Origin of the sequence: Achromobacter sp. AONIH1 (assembly GCF_002902905.1) — a bacterium.
GTDB lineage: Bacteria > Pseudomonadota > Gammaproteobacteria > Burkholderiales > Burkholderiaceae_B > Achromobacter.
The window spans coordinates 190366-206608 of sequence record NZ_CP026124.1; the positions used below are offsets into that span (position 1 = coordinate 190366).

Here is a 16243-nt window from a genome sequence, read left to right on the forward strand (position 1 = left end):
CGCCCATTGACTGGGGTGGTGTTTACGGGACGGAGGTCATATCGAGCCAAAGCGAGACTGCGATGACAACAATCCATGTGATACGCCGAAGACCGCATTTAGAGGCCAAAAGGCGTGCCTAATTATGGGGAGGCTGTGGGCAGATATCACTGATTGCCAGCGAAGCCCACACGAGAAATTTCCCATAACGTCAAAAACTTGGGAAACCTCTCAGAATCACAAGTTAGATGTGATGTTCAAAATAAGCGGGCGACGGGAATCGAATCCTGCACATAGCCTATTGATTCATACTTGCTTATCCCTGCCCACAGAGCAGCGATGGACTCGATTCCGTACCATTTGACATCTGGTGGTGAGTTCTTGCTACAGGCTATTAATTTCCCTATTATGGACAAAATTTGATTTTTTTGTCCATAATAGAAAACATGCCTCGCAAACCACCTGTTGTCTTTCCCCAAGAGCAGCGCCTGCTCTCCGAGCTGGGTGAACGGCTGCGTCTTGCGCGCAAGAGGCGCAAGCTGAGCAGCGCGGTAGTGGCACAACGTGCGGGGATTTCCAGGACCACCGTGTACAAGGTCGAGGCAGGCGCCCCGGGCGCGACCCTGGGCACCTATGTCAGGGTACTGGCTGTACTGGGCCTTGAAGGCGATCTCAATCTGCTGGCTGCCGACGACCGGATCGGGCGCAAATTGCAGGATCTGGCGTTGGAGCCATCACCCGATGCCAGGCGCCGAAAGGTCGCTAGCCCTTCGTCGGCCCGGAACCGCGAGGGGTCTGAATGAGCAAGCAGCAGGACAGCGCCCTGGAAGTCTGGCTGGACGATGACCTCGGCCCTCCATGTCTGGTCGGCACGCTGGCTCATGACCGTGGCCAGATCCGCTTTCACTACGAACGGGACTGGCTCAAAGACCCTCGCGCCTTTGCGCTGGACCCCGGCCTCTCCCTGGACGAGCACCCCTTCTTTCCGAAGCCGGAACTGGGCAACTTCGGGATCTTCCTGGACTCATCGCCTGACCGCTGGGGCCAAACGCTAATGAAGCGCCGTGAGGCATTGCTGGCCAAGGACGAGAAGCGGCCGCCCCGCACGCTCTACGCCTGGGACTTCCTGGTTGGTGTGCAGGACCAGACCCGCCAGGGCGCATTGCGCTTTCGTCGGCCGGGCACGGAAACCTTCCTTGGTGACGAGAAGATGGCGGCTCCGCCAGTGACGACCTTGCGCGAACTGGAAGCGGTGGCCTATCAGCTCAGCAACCGGCGCATCGACGACCTCGATGCCCTGCGCAGGTGGCTGGCGGTACTTGTCGCGCCGGGTGCCTCGTTGGGCGGGGCCAGGCCAAAGGCCAACTTCACCGAAGCCGACAGCTCGCTCTGGATCGCCAAGTTCCCCGCCCGTGATGACGACCGGGACGTTGGAGCCTGGGAGTACGTTGCTCATCAACTGGCCCGGAAGGCTGGCGTGGATGTGCCCCCCGCAAGACTGATCAGGCTGGGCAACGACTTCCACACCTTCTGCGTGCAAAGGTTCGATCGCACACATGGCGCCCGGCGCTTCTACGCCTCGGCGATGACGCTGCTGCGCAAGACGCAGAGCGAGGGCACGAGCTACCTGGAACTGGCGCAGTTCATCCGGGCCCAGGGCGATGCGGAACATGCAGACGCAGACCTGGCACAACTTTTCCGTCGCGTGGCATTCAACGTCGCGATCGGCAACCGAGACGATCACCTGCGCAACCACGGCTTCGTGCTTGGCAAGACAGGGTGGCGCCTCGCGCCAGCGTTTGACGTCAACCCGAACATCGACAAAGCGGAGCATGTCCTGAACATCGACGACGTCGACAATCGGCCGAATCTGCAGATGGTTCTCGGCACGGCGGCGTTCTACGGACTTGGCGACGGCCCTGCCCGGCAGGTGGTGGAGGAAGTGGCGGCAGCGGTCGATGTGTGGCAGGAAGCAGCGCGCAGGGCTGGTATTGCAGGGGCCGATATTGCTCTGACGGCGGGAGCTTTCGTGGCCCATGCAGAGTTTCGTGCAGTCGCACGTCGCGACTGAAACTTTTCCACGTCAGCGTTCAACATCGCCGTCATCATCTGGGCGCCCCCGCCCCAACGAAAGCGAAAATGCCAAGCCTTGCGGCCGTGTACGGGGATCAGCAAGGAGAGACCGAGGTCATCGGCCAGCGTGCGCTTCTTGGCGGTGGGCAGTGCCTTGCGGCATGCAAATTCGGAAAGTGCCATGGTTCCAACTCCAGTGAGTTGGTGCGAGCTTGGCGTCCTCGCTTGCGCTATCCCATCAACAATCCGGATCCGCCGCAACCGTATTCCGATCTACACATGAATCTACACATTCGACGGCGCTTGCGGTGGATTTCCATGGATGCCAGTGGACGCTAGATTTTGGAATACCTTCCCAAAATCAACCACTTACAACGCTCGTTGGACGAGCCTGGAGTTCCTTGGATGATGATGCTGGAGCGGGTGATGGGAACATCATCGTGTTCCCAACTCGTTGATTGATAACGAGTTTTCCGCACTCGGCGAACCGAGATGGACATAATTATGGACTGAAAACCACGCTTGGTCAACGCGCGCTCCGAGCAAGTCCAGTGCGAGCCATGGACAGCCAGCAGTAGCCAATGTACCCGAGCGCTCAACGTCACGAGGCCGGTTCATCTCCCTTTGGCAGGAACTCCTCGCGGGCGCGCTGCAGAAACCGCTTCATGGGCTCAGAGGGTTCGGCGCTGCGGCGCAGCAGGTAGGTAGACAGCATGGGCGGCGTGCCGGCCAAGGGGCGAACGGTTATGTCGGGGCGGTTCAGGGTCTGCACCTGCGAGGCAATGGCGAAACCTAGGCCATAACCGGCACCGACCAGAGTCAGCATCACGCCTAGGCTCGTCACCTGATCTACCAGCTTGAGCGGCTTGGACGCACCTTGAAGCACCGCCTGGATCTGGTGGTGGCAGCCCGATCCCGCGTCCGGATGGCACAGTACCAACGGAAACTTCAAGGCTTCATCCAATGGCACTTCCGCGTGCGCCAACAAGGGGTGGCGCACGGGCACGATCACCGACAGAGGATCGGTCCACACGGGCTCGGCGACAAGGCCTTCGCTCACCGCGTCCGACAGCGCAAAGCCGATGTCCAGCAGATCGTTGTGCAGGCCCTTGAGCTGCTGCGCGAAAGGCAGCTCGAAGACGCGAATCTCCAGTTCGGGCTCTTCCTCGCGGCTGCGCGCCAGCAAGGTGGCAATGTGGGGCTGCGCCAAGCTGTCGCAGATGGCGATGCGCAGATAACCCTGATAGCCCTGCGCCGCCGCCTTTGCGGCACTCACCGCCTGCTCCACGGTGGCCAGCACACGCCGGCACTCACCGAGGAACACTTGACCGGCCCAGGTCAGTCGCGTCTGGTGCGCGCTGCGGTCGAACAACTGCACGCCGAGCGTGGCTTCGAGATTGCGCATTGCGCGCGACACAGGCGATTGTTCTACGCCAAGGCGCTCGGCCGCTCGCGCGAAATGCAGTTCTTCCGCGACCGCAACGAAATAGCGCAGTAGTCTGAGTTCCAATGCGGCCTCCTGTTTGCCTCGTTCCTGGCCTGCGTCCACCTCATGCGGATTGCGCCTCGCTTTCTCCTTCGATGATTGGCAAGAGGTTCCGGCGTTGCATGCTTGCCTATTCGGATAGGCAGATCGCATCCGAAAATTACGGAGGTTGAGGCGGAACGCTACCTGGCCGAAGACCTGAGAACCTCAATCACCGCGACGCTGCACTACCGCCTGATCCACAGGTTCAGTTCAATCAATTCCCGGGTTGCAGCTCCACACGCACCTCGCGCGATTTGCCGGCCCGTTCCACTGACAAGACCACCACATCGCCGACCTTCCTGTCGTCTAGCCGCGCGAGCAGCTTGGCCACATCGTCCGTCGCCTTGCCATCAACATCGATGATGCGGTCGCCCGGCACGATGCCTTGCGGCGTGACTTCGACACCCGCGAGGCCGGCCTTGTGCGCTGCCGAACCAGGGGTAACACGCAACACGAACACGCCCTTGCTTCCGGTCAGTGCAAGCAGACGCTGATTGAGCTGTTCGTCCACCTCAATGCCCAGCGCCGGACGGATGTACTTACCGGTCTTGATGAGTTGCGGGACTACGCGCATGACGGTGTCCACCGGCACGGCGAAACCAATCCCGGCCGAGGCGCCGGAGGGGCTATAGATCGCCGTGTTGATGCCGATGAGCCTTCCTGCCGAATCGAGCAGCGGCCCACCGGAGTTGCCAGGGTTGATGGCGGCGTCGGTCTGGATCAGGTGATCGATGGCCGGGCCGCCCGCTTCTCCGGGTAACGAGCGGTCGAGCGCGGAGACGATGCCGGTGGTGAGCGTCCAGTCCAGGCCGAAGGGGTTGCCGATAGCGAACACCTTCTGACCCACCTTGAGGTCGGCACTGGTGCCGACCGGCACGGCCGGCGGGCGCTTGAAACCGACGCCAATCTTGAGCACGGCGATGTCGTGCGCTGGGCTCGTCCCCACCAGCGCGGCCTGGTAGTCGCGGCCATCGGCGAGTTTGACCGTGGCTTCAGAAGCACCCTGGATGACGTGGAAGTTGGTGACGACGTGGCCGGCATCGTCCCAGATAAAGCCCGAACCGGTGCCGCGCGGCATGGAAAAGACATTGCGAGTCCAGACGTCGCGCACCAGCTGCGCGGTGGTGATGTAGACCACCGAGGCGCGTGATTTTTCGAACAGTTCGATGGTGGCCTTTTCGTCCGCCGCCAAGTCGCCGCGCGCCGTCACGGTGCGCTCTGCCGCCTCGCGCGGACTGAACCATGCCTCGATGGCGGGCAGGAACTGCCACAGCAGCATGAGCGCAGCAATGCAGGCGGTGATGAAGAGCCAGCGCCGGATGAAGGGATCCGGTGCGGGGCGTGGATACGGGTCAGGGTAGGCCATGAGAAGTCTCCTGTTGATAGGCAATCAGCGCCATAGCCCGCTCGGGCGCCAGCGCGGCGGGCGCGGCGTCACAGCGGATTCCGGCAAGAAATGGATCTCGTGAAACGGCAACGCTGATGCTGGCCTGGGCGCCAACGTCAGCAGGCGTGAGATGCGCTCTTGCGTTGCCGGATGCGTGCGCAACCAGGAGGGCTTGGGATTGCCCCATCCCGGCCACAGCCAGGCACGCCAGGAGCGGCTGACCCGCTCGATTATCGCCAGCGCAGACGCAAGCCCCTTCGGGTCGCCCGTCAGTTCCGCCGCGAGGCGGTCAGCGTCGAACTCACGCACGCGAGACAAGCCGAGCTGTGCGAGCAGGGCCAGCTGGGGCGATGCGGCCAATAACAATAGACCAGGCCAATAGACCTCCGCCGCGCCAACCAGCAGCGCAGGCAGGCTCAGCAGGATCGCGATCTGTCCCATAAGGGCCAGTAGGCTCGTGAGGCGACTGACGGAATCCGCCAGCCCCATGACGCGCAGATCCTCATTGGCGATGTGCGCGATCTCGTGCGCGAGCACACCCGCCAGCTCGCGTGGGCTCAGGCGGCGCAGCAGGCCATCGGTGAGGGCGATCGATGCCTCCTGCTTCGATCCGGTGGCGAAGGCGTTGACGACGGCACTGGGCACGTAGTGCGGCACCGGCGTTGCGGGCAAACCGGCACGGACGGACAGTTCGCGCAACATGGCCCAAATCTCGGGGGCTTCGTGCGGGTGCAGTGCCCGCGCGCGATACAGGCGCAGGGTCAGCGCCGACGCGGCTGCCGGCTCCAGCAGCAGCGTGCCTGCAACGGCAAACAGCGCGAGCCACAGGCCGCTTTCCCCGAACAGCAGGCTTCCTGCGGCGGCTGCGATCCCGACCAGGGTCAGGACCAACAGCCCGGTCTGCAGGCGGTTGAGCCAGCGGTGTTGCAACAGCGCCGTGCGCGGATCACTGGGATGATGACGGGTCATGCTCAGAGGTCGCGGCGGCGCGGTCGCCGCGCTCGCGCAGCAGCCAGTAGGTCGCACCCAGAGCCAGCGTGGCGCCTGCCAGCGCGGCTATCTTTGCGGGGCTCGCCTCGGGGTCAAGGATCACGAACTTGCGCGCCAGCGCGATCAGGCCGATGAGTATCACGGTCTTGACCTGGATGATGCTGTCCCGACGCAGCGCCACGCGCACGATGGAATGCTTGAACTCCATCGCGATCAAGAGCGTCATGATCATGCCGAACACACTCTGGAATACCTTGTGATCCAGGGGATTGAAGGGATCGAGAACCAGCAGCGTGAAGACGATGGAGATGAGCTGGAACAGCGACACCACGATGATGACGGCAATCACCGCCGACAGCACGAGCGCGACGACCTGCTCGAAGCGCTCGTAAAAACTCATGATGGCCAATTGGTCGCGCAAGACCTGAAGTGGGTTAAGGCGTGTTGATTTCATGACGATGAACTCCCTGGAAAACGGCTGCTGTCGAGACGGCGGCGCATTGCGCTGATGTGTCCTTCAATCAGCTCGGTCGACATGCCAAGCGTCGACATCACCTGTTCCGCCAGCCCAATAGCTGCGGCAAAGGATTGCTGGTACACGCGCACGTTGGGCATGGCGCGAAATGCATCGGCCGCGGTCGTACTTCTGCATGACACCCACAAGGTCAGCGCCGGACGGCGCTCGGCAATCGCCTGGGCGATGCGCAACGCTTGCTGGGCATGGGCGAACGTCAGCACCACCATGTGCGCATGCGTCAAGCCGGCAGCCAGCAAGGTATCGGGCCGACTGGCATCGCCATGGAACACCGGCGCGCCGGCGGCACGCGCGGCCTCGACCTTCTGCGCGTCCGCCTCCAGCAACAGATGCGCCACGCCGGCGTGGCGAAGAATCTCGCTGACTGTCAGGCCAAGCTCGCCCGCGCCGCACACGATGACATGGTCTCGATATCGCGCCGTCTGCGCGGCGATCTCAACTTCTTCAGCCTGGGGTGGCTGAATGACGCCGCCGGTGCGGCTCAAGAACCGGGCAAGTACATCGTGATGGCGGATCAGCAGCGGTGCCAAGGCCATGCTGAGCACCAGCGCGACCAGCATGGGTTGTACGACGGTCGCGGGGATCAGATGCTGCTGCAAGACCATGCCCAACAACAGCAGGGCGAACTCGCCGCCATGCCCCAACGCTATGCCCGTGCGCCAGGCATCGAGGGCGGACAGGCGCGTCGCCCGCAAGGCCAGGGTGTTGAGCCCGATCTTGACCGGTACCAGCACTGCCAGCCACGCCAACACCGTCAGCGGTGCCGAAAGAATCTGTGCTCCGTCCAGTTGCAGGCCGATGGTCACGAAGAACACGCCCGACAACACATCGCGAAACGGCCTGAGGTGGCTTTCCATGTGGTGCCGGAAGTCGCTCTCGCCCAGCACCATCCCGGCGAGGAAGGCCCCTAGGGCGGCGGATACGCCGACCGCGTGCGCAGCGGCGGCGGCAGCCACCACCACGCACAAGGAGACGAGCACGAACGATTCCTCGTGGCCCCGCCGCGCCACCCAGCCCAGCAGGCCATGCAACAGACGGCGCGAAGCAACCGCCGCTGCTGCGAACAACACCAGCACGCCCAACACTTCGAGCAGCATGCTCTCGACCTTCGGCGACTCGCCGCGCGCCCAGATCGCCAGCAAGGCCAACAGGGGCACGCTGGCCAGATCCTGAAAGACCAGCACGGCGATGGCGCTGCGGCCATGGCGTGTGGTGAGTTCACCCTGGTCGGCCAACTGCCGGCTGACCAGCGCCGTGGAAGACATGGCCGCCGCAGTGCTGAGCAACGCAGCGCTCTGAACTGGCTGTCCCAGCCACATCAACATCAAGGTCAGTGGCGTGGCGACAGCGATCATCTGCAAGCTGCCGGCCGCCAATACGGTTTTACGGGAAAGCCAGAAGTGCCCGAGGGAGAACTCCAGCCCAACCATGAACAGCAGCAGGGCCACGCCCAGCTCGGACAGAAAATCAAGCGCTTCTCCCGGCGCGACTACACCGCTGACCGACGGGCCCAGCAAGGCGCCGACGGCGAGGTAACCCAGCAAGGCGGGTACTCTGAACGCCGCCGTCGCCACCGCCGCGAGGCTGCATGCCGCCAGCAGGATCAGGGTGGCGCCGAGCAAGTCCTGCATCGGTCAGCGCCCCACCTGTGCAGATGCCCAGCGCACGATGTCCTGCGCGCCCAAGGCGCCGGCCTGACGCCCGATCTCCCGCCCACCCTGGAACAGGGCGAGCGTCGGAATGCTGCGGATGCCGAACTGCGCGGCCAGGTGGGGTTCTGCCTCGGTATTGACCTTGGCCAGCCTGACCCTGGGTTCGAGCTGGCGCGCCGCTTGCTGGAACTGCGGGGCCATCATCTTGCACGGCCCGCACCAAGGTGCCCAGAAATCGACCAACAGCGGCAAATCGCTGCGCTCCACGTGGCGCGAGAACGTCGCCGTGGTCAACTCGATGGGTTCGCCCGTGAACAAGGGCTGCTGGCAGCGGCCGCAGTTGGGATGTTCCGATAGCTTCGCAGTCGGTACGCGGTTGATGGACTGGCAATGCGGACAGACGAGGTGAAGATCATTCTTCATGGTTCGCCTCCTTGGACCACAGTGAGGCTGCCGCGCTTCGGGTCACAGACAATGCCGACCAATCAACGCCTTGGAGCCAATCGTTCCCGTTTTTGCTTACTCCGGCCTCTTCCAAATGAGCAGCGATGAACGCTTCGGCCTGCATGAGCCACCTTTGGACAGTATCTTCCTTACTAGGAATCAGCAGGATTTCAGAGACGCTGCTGGCATCCAGCCCGTCCACACGGATAAGCAGAAAAATGCGCCGCCACAAACGCGGCATGTCCTTCAGCAGGTCGAATGCAAAAGCGAACTCGCTCGACCGATCAACTAGCTCCTCCTGTTCCGCGATCGTTGCGGCATCGGGATGCTGACTGTCAGCGATGATATCGGCCAGCCTGAGTGTGTCATCGGGCTGATAAAATTCGAAGACTTCCTCTTCCACCATGGCCTCGGCGACGTCCTGGGCATCCGCTTCGACCGGCGCGTCCAGAGAAACGAATTCGCCAAATTGCCGGCTGTTTGCCACTTCGTTATCCAGGACGGCGAACAGATGCTTCAAAAGACCGGTGTAAGCCTCTTTTCCCCCCGCCACGGATTGCCATTCCACCTCAGCTCGGACAATCGCTTCATCCACCACGTCGCGCAGCGTCGGATAATCGCGCGGTAAATCGCCGACGGCCCGCAGATAAGCCAGCTCACGCCTTGCGACAGCCTCAAGTTTCGACAGTAGAGGCATTCGGGTCACCTCGGCCTCATGGGCGGCTGATGCGGGTTTTGCGGCAATCCGCACCTTGAGCTCGCGCAAGCGCTCGCGTCGTGCTTTGCGCTTGATTTGATCCTGAGCATGCAGTCGGTCAAAATGCTTCTTGGCCTGACGGAACAACGACTGTGCGAGCATCTGCGCGAGGGGCGTCAGCTCGTCATGTGATGCAGTAACGCTGACAGTCTTTTTGCCGGGCAGGTGCATATAGCCACTGGCCAGAAATTGCCGCTTGATCTTGTCGCGATCAAGGACGATTTGAAGTCGCACTGAATCTTTAGTGTGTTTGTCGAGCAATGGCTTGAGGGCGTGCTCGATCACATTTCCCAAAGCTCTCTGCCAAGGTTCATGAAACTCTTTGTCGATAGCTCGATAGCTATATTGCATCTGCATGTATGACTCCTTCGATGTCATTTCTATGGAGGTATGAATCGAGGATGCTCATATCCATAGAATTTAGTTTGACCCGCTCTTATCCCTGGCGCGTTTTGCGAAGACGCCAACTCAAGAACAAAAGCGTGACACCATAGACTGCCGCATAGAAGCCCAACAGCCAGCCTGCGGCCAGGAATGACTCGACCGGACGGGAAAAAAATATCCACAAGACGATAGCGCCAAGGACAATCGAGAGCAGTCCACTGAAGGCAAGCCAAATTTCACCCTTGATTTCTTGACGCAGCCGAACGGCGGCGGATATCTCCAGCACACCGGTGAAAATCGCCCAGAAGCCCACGCTAGCCCATAAAAAAGAAGCCAAGACTATCGTGGCGACCCAAGGAGCAACCAGGACGACGACGCCGGTAAGTATGCCGACAATGCCGCTGAACAGCAGCCAGCCCCAGCGCTCTTTTTTCTGGATATGGCGCACCGCTGCAACCAAGTTGAAAGCGCCATTGACCAAGGAAAATGCGCCGAACATGATGGTCATGGCCAACAGAGCCGATTGTGGCATCCAGAACGCAAGGGCTGCAAAAATCAATGCCAAGACACCGCGCAGCACAAAAAGCCACCAATTTTGGCTCAGCGAACACAGTGCTTTGGTGGGGTCATCCGCATTGGAATTAGCGATGGTGTCTGTGTTCATGCAATATCTCCTAAAGATCTATACAAAATAAAAAATCAAACACTCATGGGACAAGAGAGGGGGCGCTATGCGCCCCCTCTCCAGGGGTTTCAGAACAACTTGGACAGTTTTGCCTTGATTTCATCGAGCCAGCCTTTTCCGCCGCCTCCCCCAGCCGTCTTTTGCTTGACTTTCTTGAGTTCAGCATACAGGGGCTCAAAGTCCTTCTTCTTTCCATAGCCCAGCAGTTCTGCCATTTCCAACTGCTGCCGCGCTTCGTTCAATAATGTCTCCAGGCGCTCATTGGACGCTTCGCTCCGCTGACCATCTTCTACCAAGGTCTCGGCGCGCTTCAGGAGCAGCTTCGCACGCAGGACGGGCAGCGGAAGCACGCTGCGCTCCTCGACCAGCGTGCTGAGCGCTGACTGCAGCGCGGCTTTGGCTTCTTCGATCTTGCCCTGATCGATCAGCGGCACGACTGCCTTCACGGCTGCGGGATAGGACGCCAGAGGGATGTTGGTGACCGCGATCACGATTTCACTGGCCAGCAAAGCCAGCACGTGACGTGCCTGTTGCACCTCGCCATGTTTGAGGGCATCCAGCGCCTCGTCGGTCATCGCCTCAATGGTTTGCGTGTTGGCGAACAAGTCGTGCACGATGGTGCGCACATCAACGGGGGCCAGGGCGAGCGTGGGTTCGCGCGCAACGATCAGCTCCAGCTTTCCCGTCACTTCGGCCAGCGTTGCCAATGCGCGTGCAGCGTCCTTGCCGTCAAGTGCGGCCAGCGCTGATTTGGTCAGCGACAAGGCCGAGACTGCCTCATCGAGGACTTGTTTACGTTTGTCTGCCGCCTGCGAGTCCGTTTCCTTCTGAACCTCAGGCTGTACCTCCGTGACGACTTCAGGCTTGGCCTGTGGACTGACAGGAAGGCTGCTTACCGCGGCCTGTTCGTTTATTTCTTTGTTCGTCGCATTGGGATTCGATGTTTGCTCATTCATGGTGATATGCCTCGTGTGAGTTAGTGAAAATAGGCGAATCTATTGGGGCTGACTGCGAACATCGCGAGACTGACCGACCGAACAGTCGGCCCCTTCATCACCTCAAAACAGCTTTTGGAGGCGCGTCTTCAACTCGTCGAACCATCCCTTGCCGCTTTTGCCACCAGCCGACTTTTGCTCAATGGACTTCACATGATCGAAGATGGGTTTGAAATCCGCCTTCTTGCCATAACCCAGGATCTGCGCCATCTCGATCTCCGTGCGCACGGACGACAGCAAGGTGCTGAGCTCCTCGTTCTGCTTGGCATCGCGCTTGTCGGTCTCGGCCAGCTTTTCAGCTTTTGCCATCGCGGCTTCAGCCCGTAGCACGGGCAGAGGAAAGGCGACCGAGGTCACCACCAGCGTGTTCAGTGCTCGGGCGAGTTCCGCCTTGGCGTCGTCGATCTTGCCGCTGTCGATGAGCCGTGCGGCCGACTTGATCGCTGCCGGGTACGTTGCCATCGGCAGGTTGTCGGTTTCGATCACGATTTCGCTGGCCAGATTGGCGACGATGGGCCGGGCCTTTTGAACCTCGCCATCACCCAACAACTCCCGAGACAACTTGACCGCTTTCTTCACCGTTTCCACGTTGGCGTGGATATCGCGGGTGATGACGCGTACATGGACCGGCGCCAAAGCAAGTTTGGCGTCGCGTGCCAATACCAGTTCCAGCTTTCCGCTGGCCAGTTCCAGCGCAGCGAGCGCCTCCTTGGTCTTCTTTGCATCAAGAAGTGTCAAAGCCTCCTGGGTCTTGGTGAGCGCCGTGATGGCGTCCTGAGTGAGCTCAGCACGCTTTTTTTCGGCTTCCCGGGCGGCCTTGTCATCTACCTGTGGCTGCGCCGCCTTGGAAGCGGCAGAGGGTGCTGCAGCACCTGGGCTAGAACCTGCCGCCGATTGGGCCTGAGCCGGTCCGCTCAGTCCGACGACGACCGCCAGGGCAAGTGCGGAGAAGGTTGATTGGGGCTGTTTGATATTCATGATATTGGGCTCCTAAGTAAAGTTAGTTGACTGAGATTTCAATCTGTTTCGGTTTGGCTTGCTCGGCCTTGACAAGCCGCACTTCCAGTGCGCCGTCTTTCATCGAAGCCGTCACCTTGGTCGGATCAATGTTGTCAGGCAAGACAAAGCTGCGCACAAAGCGGCCATACGCACGTTCGATGCGGTGGAACTTCTTGCCCTGCTCCTCTTTTTCCAGTTTGCGCTCGCCGCTGATGGTGAGCACGCCGTTTTCCGCGCTGACGCGCACGGCATCCTTGGGGACCTCCGGCAGATCCAGCTTGAGGAGGAATGCGTTCTCATCCTCGCTGATGTCCACCATTGGTTCCCAGTCCGCCGTGGTCATGGCTTCGTTGCCAGTACGGGCGCCCTGTCGCTGGGGGGGGGCCGTCCCAACATCGTCGCCAGGCGGTTTTGCAATTCATCCAGTTCCCGGAAGGGGTCCCACGGAGTCAATGCAGTCATATCGGTTCTCCTTGAACAATGCCGGCGAATTGGATGACGCACCGAACAGAGCCGCCGGTTCACTCTGAATAGCGCCTACTACTTTTCGTTCCTATCAAGAACAAGTCCTTGGGTCAATTGAAGGATGTCGTTCTCGTCGAGCGTTTCCCGCGCCAGCAGTTCGCGCGCACAACGCTCCAGCACCGCGCGGTTGGTGTCGAGGATCCGGTAGGCGCGCTCGAACACGCCCATCACGATGTCGCGGATGGCCTGATCGATGCGCGCCTGGGTCGATTCGGCCACCCGGCAGCCGCCGTGGGCCAGTTCCGGTGTATCGAGAAAGCGTGGCCGCTGCGCCTCGAAGGCGATGTAGCCCAGTCCTTCGTCCATGCCAAAGCGGGTGATCATGTCGCGGGCAATGTCGGTGGCCCGTGCGAGGTCATCGGCAGCCCCGGTGGACAGCTCGCCGAACACGAGCTTCTCGGCCGCACGACCGCCCAGCAGCACGGCGATCTTGTGTTCCAGATCGGCGCGCGTCATCAGGAAGCGGTCTTCGGTGGGCCGCTGCAGGGTGTAGCCGAGTGCACCGATGCCACGCGGAACGATTGAAATCTTGTGTACCGGATCGGTGCCGGGCAGCGCCAGCGCCACCAGCGCATGGCCCATCTCGTGATAGGCCACGGTTTCCCGCTCCTTGGGATTGAGCACGCGGTTCTTCTTCTCCAGGCCCGCCACGATGCGCTCGATGGCGGCGGTGAAATCCTGCAACTCCACGGCGGACGCTTTGCGCCGGGTCGCGGCCAGCGCGGCCTCGTTGACCAGGTTCGCGAGGTCTGCACCCGAAAAGCCCGTGGTCAGCGCAGCCACCTGTTCGAGATCGATATCCTGAGCCAGCGTCACCTTCTTGACGTGGACTTTCAGGATGTCCAGCCGTCCCTTCTTGTCGGGCCGGTCCACCAGCACCTGACGGTCGAAGCGACCGGCGCGCAGCAGCGCCTGGTCGAGGATTTCGGGGCGGTTGGTGGCGGCGAGGATGATCAGCCCGACCGAGCTGTCGAAGCCGTCCATCTCCGTGAGCAGCTGGTTGAGGGTCTGCTCGCGCTCGTCGTGGCCGCCGATGGGGCCGCCGACGCCGCGCGCGCGGCCCAGCGCATCGAGCTCGTCGATGAAGATGATGGCCGGCGCCTGCCCGCGGGCCTGCTCGAACAGGTCGCGCACGCGCGCTGCACCCACGCCGACGAACATCTCGACGAACTCCGAGCCTGAGATGGAAAAGAACGGTACCCCGGCCTCGCCCGCCACGGCCTTGGCCAGCAGGGTCTTGCCCGTGCCGGGCGGGCCAACCAGCAACACACCTTTCGGGATGCGCGCGCCGAGGCGGCCGTAATCCTGCGGGTTCTTCAGGAAGTCGACGATTTCGACCAGCTCGGCCTTGGCCTCATCGACACCCGCGACATCGGCAAAGGTGACGCCGGTGTTCTTCTCCATGAACACCTTGGCGCGGCTCTTGCCGATGCTCAGGAAGCCGCCCATGCCCTGCTTCTCGGCGAAGCGGCGGAACAGGAAGAACCAGACGCCGAAGAAAGCCACGGCCGGCAGAATCCAGGAGAGCACATCACGCAGCCAGGTGTTTTCCACCACTCGCGCGTAGGGCACGTCGTATTTCGACAGCCGCTCGGCCAGATCGGGTTCGACGCGGGTGGCCACGAGGGTGGTCTTGCCACGACTGTCCGGTGATTTCAGGCGCCCGGTGACCGTGCGGTCCGACACCAGCACTTCGGCGACGCGCCCCTCGGCCAGCGCCTTCTCGAATTCGCTGTAGGGCACGGGCTCGACGGTCTTGGCCGCCTGCCAGTAGTTCTGCAGCGTCAGCAGCAACAGGCCGGCGACGATCCAGTAGCCAATGTTCCATTGATCTTTCTTTTCCATGGGCAATGTTCCTCGCAAGTCGTGCCGCTAGAGAATGGGGGTGAACAGACGGGCCACCCCGTCGCGCAAGCGGATGGCCAGCGGGCGGGCGCGCAACGCCATGGCCGATATCTCGTTCGATGCATCACGGGCGGCATCAAAAAGGGATGACAGCCGCGTAGACAACGCGGTGTCGTACACCTCCACATTGAACTCGAAGTTGAGGCGCAAACTGCGCGCATCCCAATTGGCCGAACCCAGGCAGCACCACGCTCCGTCTACCAGCATCAGCTTGCTGTGGTCGAACGGGCCAGGCCGTTCGAAGATGCGCACACCGTGCTCCAGCACCTGCCAGTAGTGGGCGCGCGCGGCCCATTGCACCGTGGGATGGTCGCCGTTTGCGGGCGTCAGCACCTCGACGCGCACGCCGCGCAACGCGGCCGTGCTCAGCGCCGCGATCATCGGCTGATCGGGCACGAAGTAAGGTGTCCAGATGCGCACCGAATGCTTCGCCGCGCTCAAAGCGCCCATGAAGGTCCAGCGCAGCCGGTCCAGGGCCTCATCGGGACCAGCTTCGATGCCGCGCGCCCAAGAGGTTCCTTGCTCATCAGCCGTTGCGGGCGGTTCGCCCCAGAAACCCTCGTTGAGCCGCTCGCCCGTGGTATCGCACCAATCGTCAGTGAAGCACCGCATCAGATGCGCAACCACCGGCCCGCGCAGACGAAAGTGCAAATCGTGACAGGCCTGCCCCGGCGCATCGGGCCGCCAATACGGGCTGAAGATGTTCATGCCGCCGGTGAAACCCGTCTCGCCATCGATCACCAGCAGCTTGCGGTGATTGCGCAGATGCGCGGCATGCAGGCGCGCGGGAATCAACGTCGGGTTGAACGTCGCCGCCGGAACGCCGGCGCGCTGCAAGGCGCGGTAGGCGCTGCGGGGCGTCCAGCGGGCATACACGTCGTCGATCAGCACCCGCACTTGCACGCCGCGCTCATGAGCCCGGCGCAGCGCATCGACGAACTGCGCCCCGATGCCTTGGCTGTCGAAGATGTACGAAGCCAGCGCGACGCTGTGCCGCGCCGACTCGATGGCAGCGAGCATGGCCGGGTAGGCCTGCTCGCCATCGCCGAGCGGCTCGATGCGGTTGCCGCTGGTCAGCGACTGGCCGGTGGCGCGTCCCACCAGGTGGGCCAGACCGGCAAGCGGCGGCGATACAGCCTCGGGCATCGTGGGCGAGAGGTCCTGCCGAACAGCAGGATCTGCCCCCGGAAGCAGCCGCCGCGCCCGCCGCTGGTAACGGTTGATGCCGAACAGCCCATACAGCAGCGAACCGCCCAGCGGCAACAGCGCGATCAGCAGCACCCACAGCGTGGCCGATCGAGGGTCACGCTTGTAGATGACCGCGTGCCCCGCTGTGGGGATAGCGACCGCCAGCGACACGAGGGTGGCTGCCCATGTCAGCCCGTTGGGGTCGGACACGACAGCC

14 protein-coding genes and 1 pseudogene are annotated in these 16243 nt (G+C 62.0%); 2 read left to right on the forward strand and 13 right to left on the reverse strand.

The annotated features are described in order from the left end of the window. The first annotated feature begins 398 nt into the window (after positions 1-398). On the forward strand, positions 399-782 hold the full coding sequence (locus C2U31_RS00805) for a helix-turn-helix domain-containing protein (RefSeq protein WP_233772579.1): 384 nt from the start codon (positions 399-401) through the stop codon (positions 780-782). After that, a complete protein-coding gene (locus tag C2U31_RS00810) occupies positions 779-2050 on the forward strand; it encodes a type II toxin-antitoxin system HipA family toxin (protein WP_103271194.1) in 1272 nt (423 codons plus the stop codon). The genes C2U31_RS00805 and C2U31_RS00810 overlap by 4 nt, the downstream gene beginning before the upstream one ends. 603 nt (positions 2051-2653) lie before the next feature. Here C2U31_RS00810 and C2U31_RS00820 read toward each other — a convergent pair. The 13 genes and pseudogenes from C2U31_RS00820 to cls all read right to left on the reverse strand — a co-directional run bounded on the left by C2U31_RS00820 (position 2654) and on the right by cls (position 16236). Further along, positions 2654-3562: a LysR family transcriptional regulator gene (locus tag C2U31_RS00820; RefSeq protein ID WP_003141085.1), complete on the reverse strand. Its 909-nt coding sequence runs from the start codon at positions 3560-3562 to the stop codon at positions 2654-2656. Between the two features lie 232 nt (positions 3563-3794). After that, positions 3795-4946, reverse strand: a complete 1152-nt coding sequence (locus tag C2U31_RS00825; RefSeq protein ID WP_103271195.1) for a S1C family serine protease — start codon at positions 4944-4946, stop codon at positions 3795-3797. Between the two features lie 24 nt (positions 4947-4970). After that, complete coding sequence (locus tag C2U31_RS00830; RefSeq protein ID WP_103271196.1) at positions 4971-5936, reverse strand: zinc metalloprotease HtpX; 966 nt, start codon at positions 5934-5936, stop codon at positions 4971-4973. Then, positions 5914-6411 (reverse strand): heat resistance protein PsiE-GI, encoded by a 498-nt coding sequence (psiE-GI, locus tag C2U31_RS00835; RefSeq protein WP_103271197.1) that lies wholly within the window; start codon positions 6409-6411, stop codon positions 5914-5916. Before psiE-GI ends, C2U31_RS00830 begins: the two co-directional genes overlap by 23 nt. Further along, positions 6408-8123 carry a heat resistance system K+/H+ antiporter KefB-GI gene (kefB-GI, locus tag C2U31_RS00840; RefSeq protein ID WP_023130202.1) on the reverse strand — a complete coding sequence of 572 codons (1716 nt, stop codon included), beginning with the start codon at positions 8121-8123 and terminating at the stop codon, positions 6408-6410. Before kefB-GI ends, psiE-GI begins: the two co-directional genes overlap by 4 nt. Before the next feature lie 3 nt (positions 8124-8126). Then, positions 8127-8567: a heat resistance system thioredoxin Trx-GI gene (gene trx-GI / locus C2U31_RS00845; protein WP_012761376.1), complete on the reverse strand. Its 441-nt coding sequence runs from the start codon at positions 8565-8567 to the stop codon at positions 8127-8129. Continuing rightward, positions 8557-9702, reverse strand: coding sequence for a hypothetical protein (locus C2U31_RS00850; RefSeq protein WP_016451630.1), 1146 nt, complete (start codon positions 9700-9702; stop codon positions 8557-8559). The genes trx-GI and C2U31_RS00850 overlap by 11 nt, the downstream gene beginning before the upstream one ends. 79 nt (positions 9703-9781) lie before the next feature. Further along, complete coding sequence (gene hdeD-GI / locus C2U31_RS00855; RefSeq protein ID WP_016451631.1) at positions 9782-10393, reverse strand: heat resistance membrane protein HdeD-GI; 612 nt, start codon at positions 10391-10393, stop codon at positions 9782-9784. 89 nt (positions 10394-10482) lie between these two features. Next, positions 10483-11370, reverse strand: coding sequence for a heat resistance protein YfdX2 (gene yfdX2, locus C2U31_RS00860; protein WP_103271198.1), 888 nt, complete (start codon positions 11368-11370; stop codon positions 10483-10485). Positions 11371-11472: 102 nt separating this feature from the next. Beyond that, on the reverse strand, positions 11473-12387 hold the full coding sequence (gene yfdX1 / locus C2U31_RS00865; protein WP_103271199.1) for a heat resistance protein YfdX1: 915 nt from the start codon (positions 12385-12387) through the stop codon (positions 11473-11475). A gap of 22 nt (positions 12388-12409) precedes the next feature. After that, positions 12410-12870 (reverse strand): annotated as a pseudogene (hsp20-GI, locus tag C2U31_RS00870) (small heat shock protein sHSP20-GI). A 78-nt stretch (positions 12871-12948) separates the two neighbouring features. Continuing rightward, positions 12949-14778: an ATP-dependent zinc metalloprotease FtsH gene (ftsH, locus tag C2U31_RS00875; protein WP_103271201.1), complete on the reverse strand. Its 1830-nt coding sequence runs from the start codon at positions 14776-14778 to the stop codon at positions 12949-12951. A gap of 27 nt (positions 14779-14805) precedes the next feature. Then, positions 14806-16236, reverse strand: a complete 1431-nt coding sequence (cls, locus tag C2U31_RS00880; protein WP_103271202.1) for a cardiolipin synthase — start codon at positions 16234-16236, stop codon at positions 14806-14808. Positions 16237-16243: the final 7 nt, after the last annotated feature.

What these genes read in the sequence shown, in the direction of transcription:
- C2U31_RS00810 (WP_103271194.1), top strand. Translation starts at nt 779, where the DNA reads ATGAGCAAGCAGCAGGACAGCGCCCTGGAAGTCTGGCTGGACGATGAC.
- C2U31_RS00825 (WP_103271195.1), bottom strand. Translation starts at nt 4,946, where the DNA reads ATGGCCTACCCTGACCCGTATCCACGCCCCGCACCGGATCCCTTCATC.
- C2U31_RS00830 (WP_103271196.1), bottom strand. Translation starts at nt 5,936, where the DNA reads ATGACCCGTCATCATCCCAGTGATCCGCGCACGGCGCTGTTGCAACAC.
- psiE-GI (WP_103271197.1), bottom strand. Translation starts at nt 6,411, where the DNA reads ATGAAATCAACACGCCTTAACCCACTTCAGGTCTTGCGCGACCAATTG.
- kefB-GI (WP_023130202.1), bottom strand. Translation starts at nt 8,123, where the DNA reads ATGCAGGACTTGCTCGGCGCCACCCTGATCCTGCTGGCGGCATGCAGC.
- trx-GI (WP_012761376.1), bottom strand. Translation starts at nt 8,567, where the DNA reads ATGAAGAATGATCTTCACCTCGTCTGTCCGCATTGCCAGTCCATCAAC.
- C2U31_RS00850 (WP_016451630.1), bottom strand. Translation starts at nt 9,702, where the DNA reads ATGCAGATGCAATATAGCTATCGAGCTATCGACAAAGAGTTTCATGAA.
- hdeD-GI (WP_016451631.1), bottom strand. Translation starts at nt 10,393, where the DNA reads ATGAACACAGACACCATCGCTAATTCCAATGCGGATGACCCCACCAAA.
- yfdX2 (WP_103271198.1), bottom strand. Translation starts at nt 11,370, where the DNA reads ATGAATGAGCAAACATCGAATCCCAATGCGACGAACAAAGAAATAAAC.
- yfdX1 (WP_103271199.1), bottom strand. Translation starts at nt 12,387, where the DNA reads ATGAATATCAAACAGCCCCAATCAACCTTCTCCGCACTTGCCCTGGCG.
- ftsH (WP_103271201.1), bottom strand. Translation starts at nt 14,778, where the DNA reads ATGGAAAAGAAAGATCAATGGAACATTGGCTACTGGATCGTCGCCGGC.